The sequence below is a fragment of the Phyllobacterium phragmitis genome (assembly GCF_002980495.1).
GTDB lineage: Bacteria > Pseudomonadota > Alphaproteobacteria > Rhizobiales > Rhizobiaceae > Paramesorhizobium > Paramesorhizobium phragmitis.
Window position 1 is genome coordinate 21,168 of the sequence record NZ_PVBR01000008.1, and the last position, 14,296, is coordinate 35,463.

Below are 14,296 nucleotides of genomic sequence, written 5' to 3' on the forward strand. Positions count from 1 at the left end.
CCCCGCCGAAATTCCGTGCGGTGTTTTCGGGCCATAGCGTACACATCGGCGGGTTCCCCGGGGCTGCTAGGTGCAGCATACGGGCGAGCAGGCGCTGATGGACGAGCCGGGATGGTGAGAGACCCGCGACAAGGCGGAAGCCTGCGCAAGACACAACTCCCTTCAAAATTAGGTTCCGAGAGGAATGTCGGTTCGATTCTGACTACCCGCGTTGTGCATTCGGGAAAGCGGCCGCATTGTCAGTTTCTCGTCCAGCGTTGTGGGGCTGCACCAACCGACATACGGAGTAACAACGCGGACTAGGTCAATGACACCGCGGCCGTCGCCCAACAATTCCTCCACCGGATTGGCTTAGCCCGGGTTGCTGCATTCAAGCCGCGCTAGCGACCACCAGCGATGTCGCGATAGCAATCTCGTTCTTGATGCGCCCTAAGGGGGAGAGACATCGGTACTCGTAATGGCAGCGGTCAGTTCCAGCAGTCGTTTCAGCGCCGGGTTCGCATTATTCGACGACCAGACAACGCTCCACATGATGGTCTCGGCGGGTTCGATCGGGACGAACTGAACACCTGGATATGTGGTGCCTAGAGTCGAGCTCGCCACGAGCGTCAGCCCATATGCCTTTCCGACCATGTTGATGAGATTTTCACGGCCAACTTCTTGGACCGCGATATTTGGCCGGAAGCCCAGGGTCGACAGGTGGCGAGTCAAGATACCCTCGACCTCTGGCCCGGACCCGTCTGCGCTCACGAGCAGAGTCTCCTCGCGTAAATCCTCCCAGGCGAGCCTCGGTCGTAGCGCTAGCACGTGGTCGGCGGGAACCGCGGCGAAGAGGGGTTCGTGGTAGAGCAGTCTCGTTTCACAGGTGGGAAGGCGCGGGTCGCCGACGATGAATGCTGCATCGAGCCGACCATTCAGCACTGCGACCGCATGGGCCTGCGAGGTGCCCTCACTGATCCTCACCTCGACCTTGGGAAACCGCTCATGATAGGCAGCGAGCAGTTCTGCGAGCGGTCCCTGCGCAAATGAGGCCATAAGCCCGATCCTAAGTCCACCGATGTGACCGCGTCGGACCAGTTCCATATCACCGACGGCACGACGCAGATGTTCGGCGCCAAACTCGGCCTCGCGCATGAAGCGTTCGCCGGCGAGGGTTGGCCGGGTCCCAATTCTGGTCCTCTCGAAAAGGATGACACCTAGTCGGCGCTCGAGTGACTGGATTCGGCGGCTAAGGGTGGACTGAGAAATATCCACCGATTCCGCGGCACGCCGGAGGCTTCCGTGCTGAGCGACAAGGAGCGCGTCTCTGAGGTGCCTTAAATCCAGCGAAAGGTCGGGGCATAAGATGCTAGCTGCCAAACCTTCTCGTTCACTCGCGTGCGACATCGACCGGTGCCTGGCCGATTATCGACGAAGTGCAGGCAAAAATGACGATGGCCGTGAACTGCCGCATCGCCTGATCGCCTCTTGTCGCGGCTGTCTCCGTCGGTCAGTCATGTAACTCTTCTCCCTTGAAGGCCTTATCAACGTCCTTGCTTGCGCCTCGGACTGCAATGCTGACGAGATCTACGGATTCCGCCTCGGCGCGAACGCCTCTCGGTTCGCGGCGTCATAGGCCGTGCTGAACATCGGCTGGGTATAGGCGACGCATGCCAGTGTTGCTCAAGCGCTCGCCGACGAGCACGACTGTTTTTCACCTGCTAACATGCTGCAACGATGTGCGGAGAAGTTGTAGTTCCATGATTGGAGTAGATAAACGGGGCCTGTGTAGAGAGTTAATCTACTGCGGTGCATAATCGTTCGATTCAAATGTCAAAGGCGCGTTGCGTCGAGAATCTCTCTAGCCTATCAAAATCGTCGGATCGCGATGCAGTCAATGACTGCGGTGACGCTTGTCCGACTAGCGACAATGGTGACGAAAATGCCCAAACAGGTTGGACGACCGCGGGGAAGGCCAAAAGATGAAGGAAAGCGCGACGCCATTCTAGACGCCGCGCGAAGCCTTCTGTTGGCGCGGGGACTAGAGGTGACGACCGAAGAGATCGCGGCACAAGCAGGCGTGGCGAAAGCTACGCTATATGCCAACTTTTCTGACAAGGATGATCTGATCGAAGCCGTGATACGGCGGGAATCTGACAGAACCGTCACAGACGAGGATTTTGAGAGAAGTCGCTCCGGGCCAGCCGAAGTCGCGCTGGCTGAGTACGGAAAGCGATATCTTCACTTCATCAACCAGCGTGAAACGTTGGGGTGGGACCGTCTTATTAGTCTAGCGGCTGCGAGAAACCCGGAACTGCCACGTCGCTTCTTCTCTGCCGGTCCAGGGCGGGGGCAGAAGATGTTGACCGGGATCATCGATGCAGCAATGGAACGAGGTGAACTGAAAAAGGGGGATGCGTCGGCTGCAGCAGACGATCTCGCTGGGCTCTGGATCGGGTTTACAAACCTTGAGATCAAACTCGGCGCTCGGCCGCCCCTAAGCCCCGCTGAAATAAACGCCCGCGCGCTGAGGGGGGTGCAACTGTTCACGCTTATCTACGGCACCACGAACGCTGACTAGCACAGGAGTTGCAGCTGGCGCTGAGTTGTCGAAATATCCATCAAGATTCAGCTCAATGCCAGCCCACGAAAAGCGGGGATTTGATAGGTTTCCATCCAAGGGCGCACCTGTTCGAACGCCGCGCAAGCGGCCAGCAAATTGGCATCCTGCTGCAGACGGCCTATCAACATGAGGCCAACTGGTAGCCCGTCGGCTAGTCCTGCTGGAAGCGAAGCCGCCGGATTGCCGCTGAAGTTCGTGAGGAAGGTTGGACAAAACCCGATCAACGGATTTACCGACATCCCGTTAATCATATCAGGCCCGACGGTCTGGCCACGCTCCGCATTCCTGACGGGAAGACAAGTGGTGGTCGGTCCTGCAATGAAGTCCACCTTCTCCAATGCCTCGTTCAAGACACAGTAGACGTCGGACCGCATGATCTGATCGTCCTGTAGTTCCGCGAGTGTCTCGTTCCGCGCCTTCTCCGCCCACTCTCGGACCGTTTCAGGAAGGTCATGCTGCAGGGACATACCTTGGGAAGCGAAGTTTTCCAGGACGGCAACGGCGCCCTGGGAGATCATTCGGCACCACAGATCACTCAATTGATGATGGGAATAAGCGAAGCTGAGCGAGAGAGGGACTATCTCCGCACCCGCTTCTTGGAAGGCCAACACGGCCTCTGCAACCTTAGCAGCAACAGTCGGCTCAACGGGAAATCCTCCAAAATCCGGTGTGAAGCCGATACGTAAGCCTGTGATCGGCCGCTTCAGTGCCTCCGACCAATCTACTTTGGTCGAGATACTGAAAGGGTCGGATACATCTGGTCCCGCGAGGACGCTGAGGGCGAGTGCGGCATCTTCTACCGTCCGGGCAATTGGACCTTGATAGATAAAGGGCGCTGTCCCGCCGAACGCGTTTGGACGTATCGCGACAGGAACCCGACCAAAAGACGGCTGAAACCCAAAAACATGACACCAGGCAGAGGGGATACGTATGGACCCGCCGCCATCCGTGCCGTCGGCGAAAGGTAGAAGGCCATCTGCTACTGCCGCGGCGCTTCCGCCGGAAGAACCGCCACTGTTCCGGCGCAGATCGAAGGGATTCCGCGTCGGGCCATGCAGAGCGTTGTCCGTTGTACCCCGAAAGCCGAATGTGGGGCTGTTGGTCGTTCCCAGAACGATGGCTCCGGCGTCTTCCATCCTGCTCGGATAGATGGACTTCTGATTCAGGCGAAAATTCTTGAGTGCTGGCACCCCACCAAACGTCGACGGCCAGCCTGGGTAGAAATTGAAAAGGTCCTTCATCGCTGTCGGTACGCCAGCCAGGGGACCGACATCGTCGCCAGCGAGGATGCGTGCCTCAAGCTGCTTGGCTCGGCTGCGCGCCTGGTCAAAATCTGTGTGGGCAAAGGCGTTCAATGACGGATCCCGCGCTTCTATCCGTGAAATCGCATGCTCGATCACTTCGACTGGGGAGATTTTACGCTGCCGGACCACACGAGAAGTTTGGGCGGCGGATGCGTAGTCGAGGTTGGAGTGATGCATAGCCGAAGCTCCTCAGTTGGTCTTAAACGAAGGAGAGGCCGACAGCATGGCTATCGGCCTCTCCGGAATTGGTATCAACGATACGTTCGAAAACGCATTTCATCAGGCATGAAGCTCTTTTCATTGAACGGTGCTTCATTGGAGCCGAACGGCATCTGAGCGCGGAGCTTCCAATTTTCTGGAACATCCCACATCTGCTGAACCTTGACGTCTATCAAGGGATTGTAGTGTTGGAGGCTGGCGCCGATTCCGGCGTTTGCCAAGGTTGCCCAGACCGCAAGCTGTGCCATGCCGCTCGACTGCTCAGACCAAGCCGGAAAATGGTCTGCAAAGATGGCCCATTGCTGCTGAAGATCATGAACGGTCCGCTGATCCTCGAAGAACAGCACGGTGCCAACACCAGCGGCAAAGCGGTCAACCTTCGCCAGGGATTGTTCGAGCATTTCAGCCGGGAGGATTTCCTTCAGCTCATTGCGCACGATCTCCCAAAACGCCTGGCTTTGTTCGCCAAAAAGGATGATTGCGCGGGAACCCTGTGAGTTGAATGCGGTCGGAGATTGCCGAATGGCTTCGCGGATCCACTCGTCGATAGCTTCCTCGCCCGCGCCAATGTTGCGGCCCAAGGCATATTGAGTACGACGTTTTGTCAGTTGCTCCAGCATTATGTCCCCCTGAAGGTCTTCGGATCCCGATGGTGCGGCGATCGCTGTTTTCTCTGCGTTTACGTCCGGATCGAGAGGATTGCTGCCAGCAACATTCCACCCGTTACGGCGATGTGTTCGAGCGCGATCTGAAATTCCTGCATCCTGCGAGGCCCTTCGTAGGTCCAGAAGGGATGTCCGAGCGGGATTGATAACAACGTGAAGACGCCAAGCGCCCCGGCTCCCAACCACCCCAGTCCCGCGACATTCGTGATGATCAAGACGGAGCCGATTAGCTGGCAGATAATCGTTGCTACTGCGAAAGCTCCTGGCATCGGCAAGCCAGCACCCTTCATCTCTTCAACCACAACGGCGAAATTCAGCAGCCCGAAGATTCCTGCGATCCAGAAAAAGGAGGTGAGGACAACTCGGCCGCCGATCAGTGCAGCCGAACTCTCGAGAAAGGTGGTGATTATGCTAGGCATGGAATCCTCATTTATCAGACGCATCAGTATAGAAATTATATAACAGACTGTCCAGTATGGTAATTAGGCAGGTTTGTGCGCGAGTTTGCAGGCCGGTAAGGAGGTCGGCTTGGCCGACCTGCCAGACCAGGTGCCGGACTTAAATTTCGCCCAGCCCTCCGTCGACGGCCAGTTCTGCTCCATTGAAAAAGCTTGAATCGTCGCTGGCGAGGAATAGGACAGCGCGCGCAACATCCTCCGGTTCACCTATGCGCCCCAGGGGGATGGTTGAACCGAGATAGTCCACGAGGCCCTGCTGTTCCTTCGGGTCAGGGCCAGCGGCACCAAGCAGCAGGGGAGTTCGCGAAGGTCCTGGGCTGACGACGTTAAACCGGATGCGCCGATCCTTGAGATCCAGCATCCAGTTTCTGGCGAGGCTTCGTACCGCAGCTTTTGACGCTGAGTAGATGCTGAACGCAGGAGAACCCTTCCTCGCCGTAACTGATCCGGTCAGAATGACCGATGCCCCGTCTGCGAGAAGAGCCACTGCCTTCTGTACCGTGAAAACAACGCCTTTGACGTTGGCATCGAAAGTTTCGTCGTAGTGCTCTTCAGTCACGCTCGCGAGTGGCAAGAGGGAGAAGTTGCCAGCATTGGCAAACAGAATATCGATTTTCCCCTTCTTGGCAGAGACAGCTTCAAAAAGCCGGTCCAGATCAGCCATTTTTGAGGAGTCAGCTTGGATGCCAAATGCATTCGCGCCAAGCTCAGCGACTGCACTATCCAGTTCCGCTTGGCGGCGCCCTGTTAGGAAGACGAAAGCTCCCTCGTCAATGAACAACCTTGCGGCAGCGAGGCCAATGCCACTGGTCCCACCAGTGATCACGGCTACCTTATTTTCCAGTTTCGACATGGCGTGGCGCTCCTAAATCAATTTGCTCTGCAACCTAGATCGCGCATTGATGTAGATAAAGCTGACCTGTATGAAGATATAATTCATGAGAGTGCACAATGGGGAGCGCGATATGGACAGATTTATGGCGTTGAAGCTCTTCGTGCGGATCGCGGACGCTGGCAGTTTTGCCAAAGCAGCGGATCACCTCGATCTGCCCCGTTCAACGGCGAGCAAGCTCATCCGGGACCTTGAACAGCATTTGGGAGCTAAGCTTATACAGCGCACGACCAGAACTGTTTCTGTTACCGCGGAAGGGGCGAGCTACTACGAACGCGCAACGCGCCTACTCGCGGAACTAGATGATATGGATTCAACGATCTCAAACATGCCCGCGAAACCGGTTGGTAGGCTCCGTGTCGACGTCGGTTCCGTCTTAGCAAATCTCGTCATCATCCCGAGACTTCCCGAGTTCCGCCGCCTTTACCCAGGCATCGAACTGCATCTCGGCGTGAGCGACAGGCGTGTCGCACTGATCAGCGAGGGGGTTGACTGTGTCATTCGTGGCGGAGACCTGCCGGATACCTCGCTGATTTCACGCAGACTGTGCGATATAGATTTCGTAACATGCGCGTCGCCGAACTATCTCCAGGAGTACGGAACCCCGCGGATCCCGACGGACCTTGAGAATGGTCACGTCATCGCGAGCTACTTCTTTGCGCAGACGGGCAAGACCTATCCGCCCGTTTATCAAAATGGGACGGATCGATTTGAAGTGTCATTCGCATCAGCAATGCTCTTCAATGACAGCATTGCTCATCTGAACGCGGTTCTGGCGGGGGTCGGCATAGGGCAGATACTGCGCATCGCAGCCCAGCCGCACTTGGATCACGGCTCCCTTGTTCCGCTTTTTGAAGACTTCACCGGCCCCCGCCATGAGATGCACATCGTTTATCCATCCAGCCGTCATCTCAATGCGCGCCTCCGAGTGTTCGTCGACTGGATTGTTGAGGTATTCCGCAGACTGGGGCCGGCATAGAGCTGGAGTGCCCCCGTTTCACCGGACGCGGCGGCTATTGGGCTTGCTCTCGCGGCGGAACGAAAGAGCCTATATCCGATGAACCAATGTCCAGTGCCTGATGCCTAGGAACCGGGTGATTTGGTCTGCGGCGCATCATACATCTTTCGCGCTTTGGCAAACCCACGATCAGTCAGCATGAAGCGTGCCAGCATTGGGGCGATCAGCTTCGTCGGGTCATTGATCTCTTGCTTGGTCTCACGAGCCAGAATCTCGGCATAGGCCACGAGGTCGCCATGAAGCGCCGCCGGCAGTTCGATCGTCACCTTCACCGGCTTGTCGTCCGAAATTCGGCCGAGTTTCAGCTTTGGCATAATCACCCTCCATACGGTTCGAGGACGAGATCGCGCGTGACGATCACGCGCACCGGAAACCCGGGCCGAATGGTGAGCGTCGGTGCCACGTTGAGCTGGCGGCGTACGATTTGCTGTCCCGCATCGTTTATGGTGTCTTGGCCGCCGTTGCGGATAGCCTGAATCAGGCGGTCGTCGTCGTTGGTGGCGAGCTCCGCGCCGATGCTTAACAGCGTCGAGAGACCCGCCGCCTTGGCGACATCCCACCAGTGATAGTCCACGCCGTCTTCAAGACCGGCATAGCCTTGGGTGTCGGCGCCGGGCTGGCGTTCCAGAACGATGGAGCGACCATTCGGGAAGATCAGCCGATTCCAGACGAGCAGGATGCGGCGCTGACCGAAGCCAACATCGTTGCTGTACTCGCCGATGATGCGCGTGCCCTGTGGGACGAGCAGCAGCCGGCCGGTCGGGCTGTCGTAGATGCTCTCGGTGACCTGGGCAGTGATCTGGCCCGGCAAATCGGATCGGATGCCGGTGATCAGCGCAGCCGAGATCACCGCACCCGCCTGCAGCACGTAAGGTGAAGCGGGCGCCAATACGCGATCGAGCGCGACCATGCGGCGATCGACGCCGGCGTTGAGGAAGGTCATCTGCCGCTCCTGCGCGGTCTGAGCAGTCTGTTGCCCCGGCAATCCGAGGCCAGTTAGGCCTGGAAGCGCGGGAGCGTCGCCGCTGGGTATCCCCTGCGTGGCCGCCGTCCTTGTCTCTGTCTGAAAGAACACGCGCGAGGTGCGCGCCGCTTCCTCCTCCGATCATATAGATGCGCCGGTCGGTGGTAATCACGAGATTGGTCGAGAGATCCGGCCGCGTCGGTTTGACCAGGACATGGACGCGGCGTGTGACGCCGCTGCCGCTTTCGGTATCGCCGATGATCCAGCGCGCCGTGTCGCCGGCGGCGATCGGACCTGCACCGGTCAGGCTTTCGCCCGGCTCGAGCGCAATGTTGGTGATCTGCCCGGGTGCTGCATAGACTTGGTAGAGGGCGCCTTCGCTCCACGGATAGATCTGGATCGAATTGTAGTAGCCCTCGCGGCGCGGCTCGACCCGCGCGGCCGCATTGGCATTCTGTACACGGCCAGTCGGCGTGTTTGCCGCGGTTCCGCCTTTAGTCGGCGTCCAGGCTGGTGGGTTGTGAAGCGGACGGGGGCGCTCGTTCGTGACGGTGGCTGGAACGGCGGGCAATGCTGGCACATCGGCGTCGTAGCTGATCTGCGGCGGTTTCGGCGCCGTAGCGCAGCCGGCGAGCGTCGTTGCGGAAAGTAGGATTGCCGCAAACGCGGGTCCACCGAAAAGCGGCTTGCCGGCAGTACGGGAAGTCTGCCCGTTCATTGGCCCATCTCCCGTGACCAGTTGATGGCATTGACATAGATACCGAGCGGGTTCGCCCTCAGGCGCTCCGCGTTGCGCGGGACCTGCACGACGATCGTCAGGATCGCGGTCCAGCGCTCGGTTGTGGCAAGCTGGCCGTTCTCGTAACGGCGCTCGACCCAGGCGACACGGAAGCTGTCTGGAGACGCGCGGATGACGCTTGAGACTTCCACCGCGACCTGCTGGCGACCGACCTTTGTGAACGGGTCGTTGGAGCGGGCATAGTCGTTGAGCGCCGCCGCGCCGCGATCGGTCGTGAAGTCATAGGCGCGCAGCCAATTCTGGCGGACGATGATGGCGTCGGCCGGGATCGAGCGTACCTGCTCGATGAAGCGCGCCAGGTGGAAGGCGATCTGGGGGTCGGTCGGACGATAGTCGGCAACAGCTGGCGCCACGGCCTGCGCCTGGCCGAGCCGGTCGACCTGCACCACCCAGGGCACGATCGTGCCGCGCGCCGATTGCCAGACCAGCGCGGTTGCGAAGCCAGCGGAGAGGATCAGCGAACCGAAGGCCATCAGCCGCCAGTTCCTCGCCTGGACGCGCGAGGACCCGATCCGTTCGTCCCAGACCTGTGCGGCGCGCTGATAGGGCGTCTCGGGTTCGGGGGCTTTGCCATAGTGGGTAGAGGGTCGTTTGAACATCAGCGGTCGCCTTCGGAAAGATTGACGGAAGAGCCGCCGCCATGGGCATCACCGGAGCGCACGGCGTGTGCGGTCGCCTGGACGGCGTGGGTCATGCGTTGGGAGCGGCGCATACGCTGCGCCCATGCTGGCGGTCCGCCGGCGATTGCCGGTGCGGCCGAGCCGCCGCCGTCGCTACCGACCGATCCCATCGTCGAGGAGCCGCCAGTGGCATCGAACGCGGCCTTGCCGCCGGCATTGAAGCTGGAGCGCATGCTTTCGGCGGCGCGTGAGGCGGCGCGGCGCAGCGGTGAGATAGCCGCGTTGCCACCTGCCCGGGCGACACCGCCGAGACCTGACGCGACGCTACTGGCGCTTGACTGGCCGGCTGCGCCGAGGTTGTAGGCCGTGGATGCGCCACCCGCCATCGCCGCGCCGCCCCGGGCCGCGGCTGCCGCGCCTCCGGCAAGTGCCGCGCCTCCGGATGCAACGGCGCCGACCGCGCCGGCTCCGGCAGCGATCATGCCGCCGGCGGCGAGGCCTGTACCTACCGCCGCGCCGGCGCTGAGCTGCGGGCCGCCAGAGACGATGCCGCTGGCGATGCCGGGGCCGAAGATGCCGAGACCGAGGAGCGACAGCGCGGCGAGCACGATGGCCATGGCTTCGTCGATGGATGGTGTTGCACCGCCAAAGCCGGCGGTGAATTCGGAGAACAGCGTTGAGCCGATGCCGATGATAACGGCCAGCACCAGCACCTTGATGCCGGAGGAGATGACGTTGCCGAGGACACGTTCGGCCATGAATGCGGACTTGCCGAACAGCCCGAACGGGATCAGCACGAAGCCGGCAAGCGTCGTCAGCTTGAATTCGATGAGCGTGACGAAAAGCTGGATGGCGAGGATGAAGAAGGCGAGCAGCACCAGCGCCCAGGCGAGGAACATGCAGGCGATCTGGATGAAATTCTCGAAGAACGACCAGTAGCCCATCAGGCCGGAGATGGATTCCAGAAGCGGACGTCCGGCGTCGAGGCCGGTCTGCGCCACCTTGCCAGGTCGCAGCAAATCGGCGGTCGTAAAGCCCGTGCCGCTGGCCTTGAGGCCGAGGCCGGCGAAACTCTCGAAGATGATGCGGGCGAGGTTGTTCCAGTTGCCAATGATGTAGGCGAAGACGCCGACGAACAGCGTCTTCTTCACCAGCCTCGCCATGATGTCGTCGTCGGCGCCCCAGCTCCAGAACAGAGCCGCCAGCGTCACGTCGATGACGATCAGGGTGGTGGCGATGAAGGCGACTTCGCCGCTGAGCAGACCGAAGCCGCTGTCGATGTAGCGGGTGAAGACCTCGAGGAAGTGGTCAATGACGCCGGTGTTGCCCATGATGCTACCGCGTCCCGGCCGGCGGCCACACCGGTGCCGGTTGAGCCGGGACAGCCGCATCGGATGACGGATGCGGAACAGGCGGAGCGTCAGGCAGCCGCTCGGCGGGTCGAGCGCCCGGCGCAAGGAAGCGGTTGCGGTTCTCGGCCCAGGCCCGCAGGCAGGCCGCGTCACGCGGTCCGGCTTCTCCGAGGGCCTGGCAGCGGAACAGCTCGTCGCGCAAGGGGTCGGACGGAGCCGTGTTCGGCCGTGACGTAGCCCAGCTCTCCGTCGGCTCCTCTTTGCGGCTCATCTCGATCGCCGTCGCGGTGATGGCCACCGCGACGAACACCACCGCGCCAAGTCGGGCGAGCATCTTGCCGTCCATGGCCGCGCCCTCAGTTGCCGCTGTTGGGGAACATGCGGGCGTTCCCCGCCTGGTAGCCGGAGCCCGGCGTCAGGAAGCGGCGACGTTGCTCGCGGCCCTGTTCGGCGGCCGCGGCGCGCTCCGCCTCTGACAGCGCCTGTGCCCGACCGTTTGCAGCGACGACGGCCGTGAGATCGGCAAGCTGCTGTGCCTGAAGCGCAAGGAGCTGGTTGCCGGCCTGCGTCGCCTGCAGTGCGCCCGTTGCTCCTTGGCTGCGGCCGATCAGCGAGGACATCTCCGATCGGTTAGTGTCGATGTTGCCGACGACGCCGGCCTGAACGCGCATAGCGTCTTGCAGCCCGCCGACGGTGTTCTGCCAGCGCTCGCGCGCCCCCGCCACGAGCGCCTGGTCGGAGGCGGACATCGAAGCGTTGCCGTAGGTAGACGTGAAGGCCTGGTCGATGCGCTGGACGTCATAGGCGATGCCCTGCGCCTGTTGCAGAAGCTGTTGGGTGCGCTGAACCGACTGCTGAAGCTGCTGGAGAGAAGAGTATGGCAGGCTCGCCAGATTGCGGGCCTGATTGATCAGCATCGTCGCTTCGTTCTGAAGCTGGGTGATCTGCTGGTTGACCTGCTGCAGGGTGCGCGCCGCTGTCAGGACGTTCTGCGCATAGTTGGTCGGATCGTAGACGATCCACTGCGCGGCGGCGGGTGTGCTGAGGATCGGCGAGAGCGCGATCGGCGCGGCCAACAGCGCGGCGGTCAGACGCAGTGCGCGCGAGCGGAATTGAATGGAACGGGTCATGGGCGTGCCTCCGGATCGGTTTGGGGGGTGACGTTGGTGAGGTCAGCGATCAGGTCTGCCGCCCAGCCAAGCCGGTTCTCGGCAAGCCACTCGGCGAGGAACCCGTCGGTGCCGCTGCGGGCATGAACCTCGGCGATCAGCGCCTGGTGCTGCTTCGAGGATGCGGCGCAGAGCGCGAGCGCCACGTCCGACAGGCCCAGCTCGAATAGCCGGTTGCCGCGCCGGGACTGGCAGTAGTAGTCCCGCTTGGGCATCGCCCGCGCGAGGATCTCGATCTGACGATCGTTGAGCCCGAAACGCCGATAGATGGCGGTGATCTGCGGCTCGATCGCACGCTCGTTCGGCAGCAGGATGCGGGTCTGGCAACTTTCGATAATGGCCGGCGCGATCGCCGACCCATCGATGTCCGACAGCGACTGCGTCGCAAAGATGACGCTGGCGTTCTTCTTGCGCAGCGTCTTCAGCCACTCGCGGAGCTGGCCCGCAAACCCCTCATCATCGAGGGCGAGCCAGCCTTCGTCGACGATCAGCAGGGTCGGCCGTCCGTCGAGGCGGTCCTCGATGCGATGGAAGAGATAGGCAAGCACGGCGGCCGCAGCGCCAGTGCCGATGAGCCCTTCGGTCTCGAAGACCTGAACATTGGCTTGGCCGAGGTGTTCGGCTTCGGCGTCGAGCAGTCGGCCGTAGGGGCCACCGACACAGTAAGGGCGCAGCGCCTGCTTCAGATCGTTCGACTGGAGCAGAACGGACAGGCCTGTCAGCGTGCGCTCGGAAACCGGCGCGGAGGCCAGGGACGAGAGCGCAGACCAGAGATGCTCCTTGACCTCAGGCGTGACAGGCACGCTCTCGCGCCCGAGGATGGCGATCAGCCAGTCGGAAGCCCATGCGCGTTCAGCGACGTCGTCGATGCGTGCGAGCGGCTGAAGCGACACGCTGTCGTCTGAGCCTTCGGTGAGGCCAGCCGTCAACGCGCAGCAGGATGTCGCCGCCGGGCGTCACGGTCGGGATCGTCTGGCAGGCTTCGCCGGGAGCGACGGCGCGCAGGATGTCGAGCCGGGAGAGCACGGTGCCGTGCTCGTTCGCGGCCCAGCGCACCAGCGCGAAGGCTGCGCCGGGAGGGAAAAAGAGGATGCGACGACGGCGGTCGAGGACCTGTTCGCGCAGCTCGCGGCCGAACCGGATCCAGTGTTCGACCTGCTTCTCGATCCAGATGAGTTCGACTTGGGTGAGATCGTCGAGCGACAATCCAGTGGCGCGGCCGGCGCGCGCGGATGCGGCGGCAAGACCGGTCATTGGGCGTCTCCTTGTGGTGGTGGGAATTCGCGTTCGAACAGCGCGCGCAGCATGTCGGCAACCGTCTGGCCGCGCTGGAAGGCCGCGATCTTGATCCGCCCCCGCATGTCGGCAGTGACGTCGATCGTCAGCCTGGCGGTGAAGTCGGCGGCGGCGTCCGCACGCGCGGATGGACGGTCTGGCGCTTTGACCCAGCTTTCCGGATCGGCCGGGCGGGATGCGAAGCTGCGTTTCGGGGACCGCTCGCTCATGCCCCGATCCTCAAGATCTCGGCGGCGAGCGCGGCGATCTCCCGCGCGGCAGGCGATGTCTCGTCCTGCTCGGCGGCGATCCGGCCGGTCTGCACGACATCGGCGAAGACGATGCGCTGACCAATGGTCGTCGCCAGCAATGGCGGGTCGTGCTCCGCCAGCGTTTCGGCGGTTTCGCGGGCGAGGATCGTGCGGGCCGCACAGCGGTTCAGCACGAACCGCGCCTTAAGGTCCGGCCGATAGATCCGCGCTTCGCTGAGCAACGTCAGCATCTCGGCCGACGCCCAGCCGTCGAGCGGGGACGGCTGCACCGGGATCAGGACAAGATCGGCGGCGAGCAGCGCCGAGCGCATGAGACTGGCGACGCGTGGCGGTCCGTCGATGACGACATGGTCGGCGTCACGCGCCAGCTCCGGCGCCTCACGATGCAGCGTGTCGCGCGCCAGGCCGACAACACCGAACAGCCGCTGCAACTCCTCCCGGCTACGTTGCTGCGACCAGTCCAGCGCCGAGCCTTGCGGATCGGCGTCTATCAGCGTGACGCGCTTGCCGCCCCGAGCCCATTCACCGGCGAGATGCAGCGCCAGCGTCGTCTTGCCGACGCCGCCCTTCTGGTTGAGGAGCGCGACGATCATGACGGTCTCCCGGGAAACGGGGACTCGTCCACACGGCGCGAAAAGGCGGGTTCCGTTAGAAAGATTCCGTAGGAATCTAGGTTAGATAAGTTAC

Annotated in this window: 15 protein-coding genes and 4 pseudogenes; 2 read left to right on the forward strand and 17 right to left on the reverse strand. The window is 61.7% G+C overall.

The window, feature by feature from the left end:
• Nucleotides 1-429: 429 nt before the first annotated feature.
• Nucleotides 430-1,134 (reverse strand): LysR family substrate-binding domain-containing protein, encoded by a 705-nt coding sequence (locus C5748_RS12370; protein ID WP_245429086.1) that lies wholly within the window; start codon nucleotides 1,132-1,134, stop codon nucleotides 430-432.
• A gap of 18 nt (nucleotides 1,135-1,152) precedes the next feature.
• Nucleotides 1,153-1,386: pseudogene (locus C5748_RS28860) on the reverse strand (helix-turn-helix domain-containing protein); the annotation flags it as partial.
• 535 nt (nucleotides 1,387-1,921) lie between these two features.
• On the opposite strand from C5748_RS28860, the gene C5748_RS12375 reads away from it, so the two are divergent.
• Nucleotides 1,922-2,560: a TetR/AcrR family transcriptional regulator gene (locus tag C5748_RS12375; RefSeq protein WP_105742451.1), complete on the forward strand. Its 639-nt coding sequence runs from the start codon at nucleotides 1,922-1,924 to the stop codon at nucleotides 2,558-2,560.
• A gap of 47 nt (nucleotides 2,561-2,607) precedes the next feature.
• On the opposite strand, the gene C5748_RS12380 is transcribed toward C5748_RS12375, so the two are convergent.
• The 4 genes from C5748_RS12380 to C5748_RS12395 form a co-directional block, all read right to left on the reverse strand.
• A complete protein-coding gene (locus tag C5748_RS12380; RefSeq protein WP_105742252.1) occupies nucleotides 2,608-4,083 on the reverse strand; it encodes an amidase in 1,476 nt (491 codons plus the stop codon).
• Between the two features lie 74 nt (nucleotides 4,084-4,157).
• A complete protein-coding gene (locus C5748_RS12385) occupies nucleotides 4,158-4,745 on the reverse strand; it encodes a nitroreductase family protein (protein WP_105742253.1) in 588 nt (195 codons plus the stop codon).
• Between the two features lie 59 nt (nucleotides 4,746-4,804).
• Nucleotides 4,805-5,209 (reverse strand): DoxX family protein, encoded by a 405-nt coding sequence (locus C5748_RS12390; RefSeq protein ID WP_105742254.1) that lies wholly within the window; start codon nucleotides 5,207-5,209, stop codon nucleotides 4,805-4,807.
• Nucleotides 5,210-5,348: 139 nt separating this feature from the next.
• Nucleotides 5,349-6,101, reverse strand: a complete 753-nt coding sequence (locus tag C5748_RS12395; RefSeq protein ID WP_105742255.1) for an SDR family oxidoreductase — start codon at nucleotides 6,099-6,101, stop codon at nucleotides 5,349-5,351.
• Nucleotides 6,102-6,213: 112 nt separating this feature from the next.
• Between C5748_RS12395 and C5748_RS12400 the strand changes: the two genes are divergently transcribed.
• Nucleotides 6,214-7,119 carry a LysR family transcriptional regulator gene (locus C5748_RS12400; protein WP_105742452.1) on the forward strand — a complete coding sequence of 302 codons (906 nt, stop codon included), beginning with the start codon at nucleotides 6,214-6,216 and terminating at the stop codon, nucleotides 7,117-7,119.
• A gap of 104 nt (nucleotides 7,120-7,223) precedes the next feature.
• Here the strand turns inward: C5748_RS12400 and C5748_RS12405 are convergent, their stop codons facing one another.
• The 11 genes and pseudogenes from C5748_RS12405 to parA all read right to left on the reverse strand — a co-directional run bounded on the left by C5748_RS12405 (nucleotide 7,224) and on the right by parA (nucleotide 14,202).
• Nucleotides 7,224-7,472 carry a DUF2274 domain-containing protein gene (locus C5748_RS12405; RefSeq protein WP_105742256.1) on the reverse strand — a complete coding sequence of 83 codons (249 nt, stop codon included), beginning with the start codon at nucleotides 7,470-7,472 and terminating at the stop codon, nucleotides 7,224-7,226.
• A 2-nt stretch (nucleotides 7,473-7,474) separates the two neighbouring features.
• Nucleotides 7,475-8,263: pseudogene (locus tag C5748_RS12410) on the reverse strand (TraB/TrbI/VirB10 family type IV secretion system protein); the annotation flags it as partial.
• Nucleotides 8,261-8,840 (reverse strand): annotated as a pseudogene (locus C5748_RS12415) (TrbG/VirB9 family P-type conjugative transfer protein); the annotation flags it as partial. The pseudogenes C5748_RS12410 and C5748_RS12415, both read right to left, overlap by 3 nt.
• On the reverse strand, nucleotides 8,837-9,520 hold the full coding sequence (gene trbF, locus C5748_RS12420; RefSeq protein WP_105742257.1) for a conjugal transfer protein TrbF: 684 nt from the start codon (nucleotides 9,518-9,520) through the stop codon (nucleotides 8,837-8,839). The pseudogene C5748_RS12415 and the gene trbF, both read right to left, overlap by 4 nt.
• A complete protein-coding gene (gene trbL / locus C5748_RS12425) occupies nucleotides 9,520-10,872 on the reverse strand; it encodes a P-type conjugative transfer protein TrbL (RefSeq protein WP_105742258.1) in 1,353 nt (450 codons plus the stop codon). The genes trbF and trbL overlap by 1 nt, the downstream gene beginning before the upstream one ends.
• 4 nt (nucleotides 10,873-10,876) lie before the next feature.
• Nucleotides 10,877-11,239, reverse strand: a complete 363-nt coding sequence (trbK-alt, locus tag C5748_RS12430) for a putative entry exclusion protein TrbK-alt (protein WP_105742259.1) — start codon at nucleotides 11,237-11,239, stop codon at nucleotides 10,877-10,879.
• Between the two features lie 10 nt (nucleotides 11,240-11,249).
• Nucleotides 11,250-12,023 (reverse strand): P-type conjugative transfer protein TrbJ, encoded by a 774-nt coding sequence (trbJ, locus tag C5748_RS12435; RefSeq protein WP_105742260.1) that lies wholly within the window; start codon nucleotides 12,021-12,023, stop codon nucleotides 11,250-11,252.
• Nucleotides 12,020-12,991 (reverse strand): annotated as a pseudogene (locus tag C5748_RS12440) (TraG/VirB4 family ATPase); the annotation flags it as partial. The pseudogene C5748_RS12440 and the gene trbJ, both read right to left, overlap by 4 nt.
• Nucleotides 12,915-13,316, reverse strand: coding sequence for a DUF2840 domain-containing protein (locus C5748_RS12445; RefSeq protein WP_105742261.1), 402 nt, complete (start codon nucleotides 13,314-13,316; stop codon nucleotides 12,915-12,917). The gene C5748_RS12445 and the pseudogene C5748_RS12440, both read right to left, overlap by 77 nt.
• Nucleotides 13,313-13,567, reverse strand: coding sequence for a hypothetical protein (locus tag C5748_RS12450; protein WP_105742262.1), 255 nt, complete (start codon nucleotides 13,565-13,567; stop codon nucleotides 13,313-13,315). Before C5748_RS12450 ends, C5748_RS12445 begins: the two co-directional genes overlap by 4 nt.
• The gene (gene parA / locus C5748_RS12455; protein ID WP_105742263.1) at nucleotides 13,564-14,202 is read right to left on the reverse strand and encodes a ParA family partition ATPase; all 639 of its coding nucleotides are present in this window, start codon (nucleotides 14,200-14,202) and stop codon (nucleotides 13,564-13,566) included. The genes C5748_RS12450 and parA overlap by 4 nt, the downstream gene beginning before the upstream one ends.
• Between the last annotated feature and the right edge of the window lie 94 nt (nucleotides 14,203-14,296).

Excerpts from the sequence above, each read along its gene's own strand:
- trbF (WP_105742257.1), bottom strand. The coding sequence starts at position 9,520 with ATGTTCAAACGACCCTCTACCCACTATGGCAAAGCCCCCGAACCCGAG.
- C5748_RS12380 (WP_105742252.1), bottom strand. The coding sequence starts at position 4,083 with ATGCATCACTCCAACCTCGACTACGCATCCGCCGCCCAAACTTCTCGT.
- C5748_RS12370 (WP_245429086.1), bottom strand. The coding sequence starts at position 1,134 with ATGCGCGAGGCCGAGTTTGGCGCCGAACATCTGCGTCGTGCCGTCGGT.
- C5748_RS12405 (WP_105742256.1), bottom strand. The coding sequence starts at position 7,472 with ATGCCAAAGCTGAAACTCGGCCGAATTTCGGACGACAAGCCGGTGAAG.
- C5748_RS12395 (WP_105742255.1), bottom strand. The coding sequence starts at position 6,101 with ATGTCGAAACTGGAAAATAAGGTAGCCGTGATCACTGGTGGGACCAGT.
- C5748_RS12385 (WP_105742253.1), bottom strand. The coding sequence starts at position 4,745 with ATGCTGGAGCAACTGACAAAACGTCGTACTCAATATGCCTTGGGCCGC.
- C5748_RS12450 (WP_105742262.1), bottom strand. The coding sequence starts at position 13,567 with ATGAGCGAGCGGTCCCCGAAACGCAGCTTCGCATCCCGCCCGGCCGAT.
- trbJ (WP_105742260.1), bottom strand. The coding sequence starts at position 12,023 with ATGACCCGTTCCATTCAATTCCGCTCGCGCGCACTGCGTCTGACCGCC.
- parA (WP_105742263.1), bottom strand. The coding sequence starts at position 14,202 with ATGATCGTCGCGCTCCTCAACCAGAAGGGCGGCGTCGGCAAGACGACG.
- C5748_RS12375 (WP_105742451.1), top strand. The coding sequence starts at position 1,922 with ATGCCCAAACAGGTTGGACGACCGCGGGGAAGGCCAAAAGATGAAGGA.
- trbL (WP_105742258.1), bottom strand. The coding sequence starts at position 10,872 with ATGGGCAACACCGGCGTCATTGACCACTTCCTCGAGGTCTTCACCCGC.
- C5748_RS12390 (WP_105742254.1), bottom strand. The coding sequence starts at position 5,209 with ATGCCTAGCATAATCACCACCTTTCTCGAGAGTTCGGCTGCACTGATC.
- C5748_RS12400 (WP_105742452.1), top strand. The coding sequence starts at position 6,214 with ATGGACAGATTTATGGCGTTGAAGCTCTTCGTGCGGATCGCGGACGCT.
- C5748_RS12445 (WP_105742261.1), bottom strand. The coding sequence starts at position 13,316 with ATGACCGGTCTTGCCGCCGCATCCGCGCGCGCCGGCCGCGCCACTGGA.
- trbK-alt (WP_105742259.1), bottom strand. The coding sequence starts at position 11,239 with ATGGACGGCAAGATGCTCGCCCGACTTGGCGCGGTGGTGTTCGTCGCG.